Source organism: Streptomyces sp. (assembly GCF_050698815.1).
Taxonomy (GTDB): domain Bacteria; phylum Actinomycetota; class Actinomycetes; order Streptomycetales; family Streptomycetaceae; genus Streptomyces.
Genome location: NZ_JBOHCV010000628.1, coordinates 1 through 10,063, shown reverse-complemented (window position 1 = coordinate 10,063; position 10,063 = coordinate 1). Strand labels below are relative to the sequence as shown.

Sequence of the window (10,063 nt, the reverse complement as noted above, 5' to 3'; positions counted from 1 at the left end):
GACGTCGACCCCAGCGAGGCGTTCGCCCAGCTGGACGCCGCACACCGCAAGCTCGCTCCAGCCGTCGACGCCGACGGCCGCCTCGCGGGCATCCTGACCCGGAAGGGCGCGCTGCGCGCCACGCTCTACACCCCGGCCACCGACGGGGCCGGACGCCTCCGCGTCGCCGCCGCAGTCGGCATCAACGGCAACGTGGCAGGCAAGGCGCGTGCGCTGCTGGACGCAGGGGTCGACACCCTCGTCGTGGACACTGCGCACGGCCACCAGGAGAGCATGATCGACGCCGTGCGGGCGGTGCGTGCGCTCGACCCCCGGGTGCCCGTCGTCGCAGGGAACGTCGTCGCCGACGACGGCGTCCGCGACCTGATCGAGGCCGGTGCCGACATCGTCAAGGTCGGCGTCGGACCGGGCGCCATGTGCACCACGCGGATGATGACGGGCGTCGGCCGCCCCCAGTTCTCCGCCGTCATGGAGTGCGCGGCCGAGGCACACAAGTACGGCAAGCACGTGTGGGCCGACGGCGGGGTGCGGCATCCGCGCGACGTCGCCATGGCGCTGGCCGCCGGCGCGTCCAACGTCATGATCGGGTCCTGGTTCGCCGGTACGTACGAGTCGCCGGGCGACCTTCAGCAGACCGCCGACGGGCGTACGTACAAGGAGTCCTACGGCATGGCCTCGGCCCGTGCCGTGCGCAACCGCACCAGCGAGGAATCGGCCTACGACCGTGCTCGCAAGACCCTGTTCGAGGAGGGCATCTCCACCTCGCGGATGTTCATCGACCCGGTACGTCCGGGTGTCGAGGACGTCATCGACGCGATCATCGCGGGCGTCCGCTCCTCCTGTACCTACGCGGGTGCCGGTTCCCTCCAGGAGTTCGCGGACAAGGCGGTCTTCGGTGTCCAGAGCGCCGCGGGTTACGCGGAGGGCAAGCCGCTGCACGCCAGTTGGTGAGTGCGGGCCTGCCGGCCCGGGGGAGGCGCCCCGGGCCTTCGCGGGCTGTTTCGTGCTGAGCCGAATCCCTGTCCTGCGGCGCCGCCCGGTGCTGCGATGCACACATGACGACCTTCACGCGTGAGGACCACAGCGGCACCGGCCCCGGCGAGTTCACCCCCGACGGCTGCTCGGTCGAGATGTACGTCCGGCTCCCCGGCAACGGTGAAACCGAGATCATCGCCGCCGCCGCACCACCCGGCGCCACCCTTCTCGAACTCGGCGCCGGAGCGGGCCGGATGACCCGGCCGCTGCTGGCGCGCGGCTTCCGCGTCACCGCCGTCGACGAGTCGGCCGCGATGCTCGCGAAGATCGAGGGCGCCCCCACGGTGCGGGCCGCCATCGAGGACCTCGAGCTGGAAGAGCGCTTCGAGGTGGTGACCCTGGCTTCCTTCCTCGTCAACACAGCCGACACCGCGACGCGTGCCGGGCTGCTGCGCGCATGCGCCCGGCACGTCACCGACGACGGCCTGGTGCTCATCCAGCGCGAGCCCGACGGCCGGCACGAGACGCGGACGCCGGGGGTGGAATGGTCCAGGGACGGAATGACCATTTCGGTCATCTCCATCGAGCCCGTGGCGGAGGGCGTGTCGAAGACCTGCATCGGCTACGAATTCGAGGAAGCCCGCTGGACCCAGACCTTCTACTCGGAGAACTTGAGCACCCCCGCGTTCGAGGCGGCGCTCACCGACGCCGGTCTGACCGTCGAGAGCTACCTCACCGAGGACCGCTCCTGGGCACGGGCCCGCCTTTCGGACTCGTCCCGCACGGCGGTCTGAACGATCCCGCGCGTCAGGCGCCACGCGCGCAACGGATCGCCGTACACGCGCAAGGAAGTCCCGTTACCCGATGCCCTCTCCAGCTCGTAGGGTCGTGCGCTGTACGTGATCCACAGCAAGGAGACCACCGCCGTGTCGGACCAGGGCTCAGCCCCGCCCGCATTCCCGAGCCCCCCTGGCACGGGCCGCCCTCGCCAGGAATCCACCGCCGCGCGGCTGCTGCGCCGCAAGCCCGTGGAGCAGCTGGTCGCCGAGAGCGGGCAGGGGGTGGGCGGCGGCCTGCGCCGCTCCCTCGGCCTGTGGCAGCTGACCATGATCAGCATCGGTGCGACGCTGGGCACGGGCATCTTCGTCGTGCTCGGCGAGGCCGTCCCCGACGCGGGTCCCGCCGTCATCGTCTCCTTCGTGATCGCCGGACTGACCGCCCTGTTCTCCGCGCTCTCCTACGCGGAACTGGCCGGCACCATCCCCGTCGCCGGCTCCTCCTATTCCTACGCCTACGCCACCCTGGGTGAACTCGTCGCCTGGGTGTGCGGATGGTGTCTGCTGCTGGAGTACGGGGTATCGGTGGCGGCCGTCGCCGTCGGCTGGGGCCAGTACCTCAACGAACTGCTGGACGGCACGCTCGGTCTGTCCTTCCCGGCGGCGCTCGCCGCCCCGCCGGGCGAGGGCGGGGTCTTCAACTTCCCCGCCCTGCTCGTCGTCCTGCTCGCCATGGCCTTCCTGCTGGGCGGCGCGAAGGAGAGCGCACGCGCCAACACCGTCATGGTGGTGGTGAAGATCCTCGCGCTGCTGCTCTTCTGCGGCGTCGCCTTCATGGGCGTACGCGCTGGGAACTACCAGCCCTTCATGCCGCTGGGCATGGCCGGGGTCAGCGCCGCCGGCGCCACCCTCTTCTTCTCCTACATCGGCTTCGACGCCGCCTCCACGGCGGGGGAGGAGGCCAAGAACGCGCAGCGAGACCTGCCGCGCGCCATCCTGCTCTCGCTCGCCATCGTCACCGCGCTCTACTGCCTGGTCGCGGCGATCGCCGTCGGCGCGCTGCCGTGGCAGAAGTTCGAGGGCACCGAGGCGGCGCTGGCCGGGATCATGGAAGGTGTCACCGGGCAGGGCATCTGGCCGACGCTGCTCGCCTTCGGCGCCGTCGTCGCCATCGCGTCGGTCGTGCTGACCGTGCTGTACGGGCAGACCCGCATCCTCTTCGCGATGGCACGGGACGGCCTGGTGCCGCGGGTCTTCGCCAGGGTCAACCCGCGCACGGGGGCCCCGCGGGCCAACACCGTCATCGTCTCGGTGTGCTGCGGCGCCCTCGCCGCCGCCGTACCGCTCGGCCGCCTCGCCGACGCCACCAGCATCGGCACCCTCTTCGCCTTCGGCCTCGTCAACGTCGCCGTGGTCGTGCTGCGCCGCACCCGGCCCACGATGCCGCGCGGCTTCCGGGTCCCCCTCTCGCCGCTCTTTCCCGCCATCGGCCTGGGCCTGTGCCTGTGGATGATGTTCAGCCTCGACGCCGTCACCTGGACCGTCTTCGGCGTCTGGATGGCCGCGGGCCTTGTGGTCTACTTCGCGTACGGAATGCGCCGTTCCCGGCTGAACTCCCCGACCATCCCACCAAGCCCAACCAGCACAGAAGAGTGATCCACCCGCAGTGCCTCTGAACGATCTCGACGAACGCATCGTCCACGCCCTCTCCGAGGACGCCCGCCGCTCCTACGCCGACATCGGAGCCGAGGTCGGTCTCTCCGCTCCCGCCGTCAAGCGCCGTGTCGACCGGCTGCGGGAACAGGGCGCCATCATCGGTTTCACCGTCCGGGTGGACCCGGCGGCGCTGGGCTGGGAGACCGAGGGCTACATCGAGATGTACTGCCGCTCCCAGACCTCGCCCGAGGACATCCACCGCGCCCTGTCCCGCTATCCGGAGGTGGCGTCCGCCTCCACCGTCACCGGCGCGGCCGACGCCATGGTCCAGGTCTTCGCCTCCGACATGCGCCACTTCGAACGTGTGCTGGAGCGGATCGCGGGCGAACCCTTCGTGGAGCGGACGAAGTCCGTGCTGGTGCTCTCGCCCCTGCTGCGCCGCTACACCTCCGGCGCACCCCGCTGACCGGCCCGCCGGCGTCCGGAGCAACGAATCACCGGGAACAGGGTCCGACGCGCAACGGATCGGCGGCTGAGGCGCAATGGATGAGCCTTGTCCGCCGAGGTGCGTGACCGTACGGTCGAAGAGTCCCTCCCACCCGTACCCGAGTCCCAGGCAGAGGTTCCATGACCGCGCTGCGCGCCGCGCTGCTTCAAGGCCCCGCCGGTGCCCCCCGCACCGTCGCCGACGGCCTGGCCGCACTCGATGACGCCGCCCGCCGGGCCGCCGCGCGGGGCGCCCGGCTGCTGGTCACCCCCGAACTGTCCCTCACCGGCTACGCCCTCGGTGACCGCGTCGCCGACCTGGCCGAGCCGGCCGACGGCCCGAGCGCCCGCGCCGTCGCCCGGATCGCGGCCGCACACGGCGTCGCCGTCGTCTACGGCTACCCCGAGCGCAGCGGCGACGCGGTGCACAACTCCGTCCAGCTCATCGGCCCCGACGGCACTCCGCGGGCCAACTACCGCAAGACCCACCTCTACGGCGGGTTCGAGACCACCCACTTCACCCCCGGCGACCGGCTCCTCGTCCAGGCCGACCTGGACGGTGTCCGGCTGGGTCTGCTCGTCTGCTATGACGTGGAGTTCCCCGAGACCGTACGCGCCCACGCCCTCGCCGGGACCGAACTGCTGGTGGTGCCGACGGCGCTGATGCGCCCGTACGACATCGTCGCCGGGACGGTCGTCCCGGCCCGGGCCTGGGAGAGCCAGCTCTACCTGGCCTACGTCAACCGCCTCGGCAGCGAAGGGGAGTTCGACTTCACCGGCCTCAGCTGCCTCGCCGCCCCCGACGGCACCGTTCCGGCCCGCGCCGGGCGGGGCGAGGAACTGCTCCTCGCCGACATCGACCCCAGCCTGCTGCACGCCTCCCGCACCGAGAACACCTACCTCGCCGACCGCCGCCCCGGGCTCTACACCGCCTGACCGGCCGGCCTCACCCCCATACGCGCCCACCACACCAGGCAGCACACCCGTCACCACCGTAAGGAGAAGTGCGCCCGATGACGTCCACGGTGCCCACCGCCGTACACGAGGAGCAGCACGCGGCGGACACGTCCGCGCCGCCGCTCACCATGTTCGGCCCGGACTTCCCGTTCGCCTACGACGACTTCCTCGCCCACCCGGCGGGCTTGGGCTCCGTGCCGGCCACCGAGCACGGCACCGAGGTCGCCGTCATCGGCGGCGGCCTGTCCGGCATCGTGGCCGCCTACGAGCTGATGAAAACGGGCCTCAAGCCCGTCGTCTACGAAGCCGACCAGATCGGCGGCCGGCTGCGCACCGCCGTCTTCGAAGGCTGCGAGCCGGGCCTGACGGCCGAGATGGGCGCCATGCGCTTCCCGCCGTCCTCCACCGCCTTCCAGCACTACATCGAGCTGACCGGCCTGGAGACCGCGCCCTTCCCCAACCCTCTCGCCCCCGGCACCCCCTCCACCGTCGTGGACCTCAAGGGCGAGTCCCACTACGCCCGTACCCTCGACGAGCTGCCGCCCGTCTTCCACCAGGTCATGGACGCCTGGAACACCTGCCTGGAGGACGGCGCGGAGTTCTCCGCCATGCAGCGCGCCGTACGCGAGCGCGACGTGCCCCGGATGCGGGAGATCTGGTCCCGGCTGGTCGAGAAGCTGGACAACCAGACCTTCTACGGCTACCTCTGCGACTCTCCGGCCTTCGCCTCCTTCCGGCACCGCGAGATCTTTGGCCAGGTCGGCTTCGGCACCGGCGGCTGGGACACCGACTTCCCCAACTCCATCCTGGAGATCCTCCGCGTCGTCTACACCGGCGCCGACGACGACCACCGCGGCATCGTGGGCGGCAGCCAGCAGCTCCCGCTGCGGCTGTGGGAGCGCGAGCCCGACAAGCTCACCCACTGGCCGCGCGGCACCTCCCTCGCCTCTCTCCACCCGCGCCGTACGCACCGGCCCGCCGTCACCCGGCTGCACCGCACGGCGGGCAACCGGATCACCGTCACCGACGCCGACGGGGACATCCGCACCTACCGCGCGGCGGTCTTCACCGCGCAGTCCTGGATGCTGCTCAGCAAGATCGACTGCGCCGACGAGCTGCTCCCCATCGACCACTGGACGGCCGTGGAGCGCACCCACTACATGGAGTCCTCCAAGCTCTTCGTGCCCGTCGACCGTCCGTTCTGGCTGGACACGGACGAGCAGACCGGCCGGGACGTGATGAGCATGACGCTCACCGACCGGATGACCCGCGGCACGTACCTGCTGGACGACGGACCGGACCGGCCCGCCGTCATCTGCCTCTCCTACACCTGGTGCGACGACAGCCTCAAGTGGCTGCCGCTGGACGCCAACGAGCGGATGGAGGTCATGCTCAAGTCGCTCGGCGAGATCTATCCCAAGGTCGACATCAGGTCGCACATCACCGGCAGCCCGGTCACCGTCTCCTGGGAGAACGAGCCCTACTTCATGGGCGCCTTCAAGGCCAACCTCCCCGGCCACTACCGCTACCAGCGGCGGCTGTTCACCCACTTCATGCAGGACCGCCTCCCGGCGGACAAGCGCGGGCTCTTCCTCGCGGGCGACGACATCTCCTGGACGGCGGGCTGGGCCGAGGGCGCGGTCCAGACGGCGCTCAACGCGGTCTGGGGCGTGCTGCACCACCTCGGCGGCGGCACCGATCCCACCAACCCGGGCCCGGGCGACGTCTACGGCGAGATCGCCCCGGTGGAGCTGCCGGAGGACTGACCTGTGGCCGGGGGAGGGGCCGGCCGGGGCTGCCGCATACCCGCGTCTACATACCCGCGTCCCGCACCGCGGCGTGCAGCAGCCGCGCCCTTCCGGTCAGCTCCGCCGCGTCTCGGGCCCCCCGCTGCAGTTCCAGGATCACTTCGCCGACCCCCGACGCGACGCCCTCGGCGAGATCCTCGACGATCTGCTCCACGCTGCCCTGGTGCTGCCCCCGTTCACCGTCCAGCGGCGCGTCCGTGATCCGCACCCCGCACCGCTGGATCATCGTCAGGGTGTCCGGGTCGCGCCCGCCGCGCTCCGCCTGTTCACGGATGCGCGCCCAAGTACGGGCCACCGCCGCGTGCGGCATGCCGGTAGGCATCCAGCCGTCCGCGCGCCGGGCGACCCGGTCCAGGGCGCGGGAGGTCCTCGCGGCGAGCAGCACCGGGACGCTGCCGTTCACCGGCTTCGGGCCGACCTCGGCGGCCGCGATCCGGGCACGGGCGCCCTCGTACGACACGGGGTCCGGCCCCCATACGGCGTCGCACACATCCAGCAGCTCGTCCAGGGAGGTGCCCCGCGCCGCGAAGTCACTGCCCGCCGCCTCGTACTCGTCCCGCGACCAGCCGGTGCCGAACCCGGCGACGAGACGGCCGCTGCTCGCGGCGTCCAACGTGCCCAGTGTGCGAGCCAGTTCGAAAGGGGCGTGCAGCGGTGCCACCAGTACGCAGGAGCCCAGCCGGACCCGTTCGGTGACCGCGGCGGCCAGCGTGAGGGTGACCAGGGGGTCGGCGACCTTTCGGTAGGCGTCCGACCACGGCAGGTCCGGCACGCCGTACATGCCGTCGACGGGGTGCTCGGGGACCAGGGTCCGTTCGAACACCCATACACTGTCGAACCCGGACTCCTCGGCGGCCCGGGCCACCGCCGTCACGTCCCGGCCCGGCTCGTACTGCTTCATCTGCGGCAGTCCCAGCCCCAGGCGCAGCGTCATGTTTCCTCCACCCGTCCCCGCCCGTGCGCCCTGCACCGGCTCCCCGTAAACCTGGCCGAGAACACCGCACCGTACAAGTGCGACCCGCCCGGCACCCCGTCCTCAGCGGGAATCGGAAGCAGCGGAGGGAGAGACCGGAGAGGCCGCCCGCTCCTCCGCCTGTTCCGCTCCGGCTCCCGCCACGCGGGGGTCGGTGCGCAGCACCCCCGCACCGAAGACCAGGCCCAGCAGCAGCACGGTCACCAGTCCGAACGACGCCCTCAGCGAGGTCACCTCGGCGATCCAGCCGACCAGTGCCGGCGCCGCCAGCCCCGAGGCGTACGCGAGCGTCGCGACCCCCGCGATCGACTGCCCGGGTGAGGCCGCCGTCGTACGGCCCGCAGCCGCGAAACACAGCGGCACCACCACGGCGACGCCCACTCCGATCAGCGCGTAGCCCGTGACCGCAAGCGCGGGAATACGCGAGACGACCACCAGAGCGCCGCCGAGCGTGGCCAGCAGCCCGCTGGCCCGTACCGTGCGAACCGTGCCCAGGCGCCGCACCACCGCGTCGCCCGCCAGCCGCGCGACGGCCATCGTGCAGGCGAAGGCGGTGAACGCGGAGGCCGCCAGCCCCGGTTCAGCGCCGGTCACATCGCGCAGATAGATGCCCGACCAGTCCATCGAGGCACCCTCGGCGAAGACCGCGCAGAAGCCGACGAGTCCGATCGCCAGTACCCCACGCGCGGGCAGCGCGAAGCGCGGCGGTTTGTCCGCCCCGGATTCCGCGAACGCCTCGGGCTCCGCCCGGATGTCCAGCGCCCAGCGGCTCGCGGTGAGTGCCACAGCCGCCAACACCGGTGCGATCAGCGCCAGATGCACTCGGGCGTCGACACCTGCGTACGCGGCGAGAGCGCCACCCGCGCCGCCGAGCAGCGTGCCCACGCTCCACATCCCGTGCAGCCCGGACATCACCGAGCGCCCGTAGCGCTCCTCGATCTGCACACCGTGCGCGTTCATCGCGACGTCCATCAGGCCCAGCCCGCACCCGAAGACGAAGAGAGCGAGACACAGCCAGACCAGGGCGGGGGAGAGCGCCGGCAGTGCGAGCGCGGCGCAGGCAAGCACCGACAGCCACGCCAGCGAGCGGCGTGGACCGTAGCGGTGTGCGAGGCCCGCGGACAGCGGCATGGCGGCGGAGGCCCCCACGGTGGCGAAGACCAGCGCGATGCCGAGCCAGCCGGGGCTGAGGTCCAGGTGCTCGCGGATCCACGGAATGGTGGTCGCGAAGCTGCCGCTCGCCGCCCCGTGCACGGCGAAGACGCCGCCTGTCGCGCGCCGGGCCCGGCGGGTGGCACCGTCGAGGGCGGTCTGCTGCATGTGTACGGGATCCTCCGGCCTGTGCTTCCGACTGCCCCGGGTGTAACGCTCCGGCGCTCTGCCGCCCGGTGCTGTCCGGACACGGTCCGGACACTGTAAGGGGCCTCCCGTGCGGTCGAACAAGAGGTTTTCGCAACGAGGTTGCCGGATTTGAGAGCGCTCACATTCCGGGGCGTCGACGCAGCGCGCTGTGAGTGAGCCCACAGAGTGAAGTGAGCATGGCGTGAGCGGAGGCGTGGCAGACTGGACGCGTATCAGTGACGTCAGCGCACTCCGGGGTCGGTGAAAGTCCGAACCGGCGGTTACAGTCCGCGACCCGATCGCCTCCAGCGACCGGTTGACCAGGTGAAACTCCTGGACCGACGGTTAAAGTCCGGATGGGAGGCAGTGCGCGGCGGGCCGAGACCGGTACACCGCCGATCCGGGCGGTCCGCTCCCGTCGTTCGCACGACGAGAGGGGTCCTCCTTCCGGTGGTGGCCCCGCGTCCGCGCCCGTACACATCCCGCAGTGCCCCGGAGTCCGTGCCCGAAGAGGCAGGAGGACCCGGTGGGCACCGATGCCCCAGCCGCAGAACCGGCCGAACGTGCCGCGATGCACCGCGCTGTCGAGCTCGCCGACCGCGGAGTCGGCTCCACCAGCCCCAATCCCGTCGTGGGCTGCGTCGTCCTGACTCCCGACGGCCGCCCCGTCGGTGAGGGCTGGCACCAGCGGGCCGGCGGCCCGCACGCCGAGATCCACGCACTCGCCGAGGCCGGTGACGACGCCCGCGGCGGCACCGCCGTCGTCACCCTCGAACCCTGTGACCACACCGGCCGCACCGGGCCCTGCTCGCTGGCGCTCATCGAGGCCGGAATCGCCCGCGTCGTCTACGCCGTCGCCGATCCCACCTCTGCCACCGGCGGAGCGCGCACCCTCCGGGCAGCGGGCGTCGCGGTCGAGCGGGGGCTGCTCGCCGAAGAGGCCGCCGCGGGCAACGCCGCCTGGCTCACCTCGGTACGGCTGCGCCGCCCCTACGTCAGCTGGAAGTACGCCGCCACGCTCGACGGCCGCATCGCCGCCGCGGACGGCTCCAGCCGCTGGATCACCTCCGCCGAGGCCCGCGCCGACGTCC

9 protein-coding genes and 1 riboswitch are annotated in these 10,063 nt (G+C 71.9%); of the genes, 7 read left to right on the top strand and 2 right to left on the bottom strand.

The genetic code is table 11. The annotated features are described in order from the left end of the window. The 6 genes from ACRDP3_RS22770 to ACRDP3_RS22745 form a co-directional block, all read left to right on the top strand. On the top strand, positions 1-951 hold a 951-nt coding region (locus ACRDP3_RS22770), incomplete at its 5' end, for a GuaB1 family IMP dehydrogenase-related protein (protein WP_431518858.1). 104 nt (positions 952-1,055) lie between these two features. Next, positions 1,056-1,769 carry a class I SAM-dependent methyltransferase gene (locus tag ACRDP3_RS22765; RefSeq protein WP_431518857.1) on the top strand — a complete coding sequence of 238 codons (714 nt, stop codon included), beginning with the start codon at positions 1,056-1,058 and terminating at the stop codon, positions 1,767-1,769. Between the two features lie 132 nt (positions 1,770-1,901). Next, positions 1,902-3,407, top strand: a complete 1,506-nt coding sequence (locus ACRDP3_RS22760; RefSeq protein WP_431518860.1) for an amino acid permease — start codon at positions 1,902-1,904, stop codon at positions 3,405-3,407. 10 nt (positions 3,408-3,417) lie between these two features. Beyond that, positions 3,418-3,873, top strand: a complete 456-nt coding sequence (locus tag ACRDP3_RS22755) for an Lrp/AsnC family transcriptional regulator (RefSeq protein WP_431518856.1) — start codon at positions 3,418-3,420, stop codon at positions 3,871-3,873. Between the two features lie 161 nt (positions 3,874-4,034). After that, positions 4,035-4,829: a carbon-nitrogen hydrolase family protein gene (locus tag ACRDP3_RS22750; RefSeq protein WP_431518855.1), complete on the top strand. Its 795-nt coding sequence runs from the start codon at positions 4,035-4,037 to the stop codon at positions 4,827-4,829. A 77-nt stretch (positions 4,830-4,906) separates the two neighbouring features. Beyond that, entirely contained in the window at positions 4,907-6,616 is a 1,710-nt protein-coding gene (locus ACRDP3_RS22745; protein ID WP_431518854.1) for a flavin monoamine oxidase family protein, read from the top strand. A gap of 46 nt (positions 6,617-6,662) precedes the next feature. Here ACRDP3_RS22745 and ACRDP3_RS22740 read toward each other — a convergent pair whose 3' ends face one another. Both ACRDP3_RS22740 and ACRDP3_RS22735 read right to left on the bottom strand, forming a co-directional pair. Beyond that, the gene (locus ACRDP3_RS22740) at positions 6,663-7,592 is read right to left on the bottom strand and encodes an LLM class F420-dependent oxidoreductase (RefSeq protein WP_431518853.1); all 930 of its coding nucleotides are present in this window, start codon (positions 7,590-7,592) and stop codon (positions 6,663-6,665) included. Positions 7,593-7,694: 102 nt separating this feature from the next. Further along, positions 7,695-8,951, bottom strand: coding sequence for an MFS transporter (locus tag ACRDP3_RS22735; RefSeq protein ID WP_431518852.1), 1,257 nt, complete (start codon positions 8,949-8,951; stop codon positions 7,695-7,697). A 264-nt stretch (positions 8,952-9,215) separates the two neighbouring features. Continuing rightward, positions 9,216-9,346: riboswitch (FMN riboswitch) on the top strand. Positions 9,347-9,543: 197 nt separating this feature from the next. Between ACRDP3_RS22735 and ribD the strand changes: the two genes are divergently transcribed. Beyond that, positions 9,544-10,063: bifunctional diaminohydroxyphosphoribosylaminopyrimidine deaminase/5-amino-6-(5-phosphoribosylamino)uracil reductase RibD (gene ribD, locus ACRDP3_RS22730; protein ID WP_431518859.1), on the top strand; the 520-nt coding region annotated here is incomplete at its 3' end.

What these genes read in the sequence shown, in the direction of transcription:
- ACRDP3_RS22765 (WP_431518857.1), top strand. Translation starts at nt 1,056, where the DNA reads ATGACGACCTTCACGCGTGAGGACCACAGCGGCACCGGCCCCGGCGAG.
- ACRDP3_RS22750 (WP_431518855.1), top strand. Translation starts at nt 4,035, where the DNA reads ATGACCGCGCTGCGCGCCGCGCTGCTTCAAGGCCCCGCCGGTGCCCCC.
- ACRDP3_RS22745 (WP_431518854.1), top strand. Translation starts at nt 4,907, where the DNA reads ATGACGTCCACGGTGCCCACCGCCGTACACGAGGAGCAGCACGCGGCG.
- ACRDP3_RS22740 (WP_431518853.1), bottom strand. Translation starts at nt 7,592, where the DNA reads ATGACGCTGCGCCTGGGGCTGGGACTGCCGCAGATGAAGCAGTACGAG.
- ACRDP3_RS22735 (WP_431518852.1), bottom strand. Translation starts at nt 8,951, where the DNA reads ATGCAGCAGACCGCCCTCGACGGTGCCACCCGCCGGGCCCGGCGCGCG.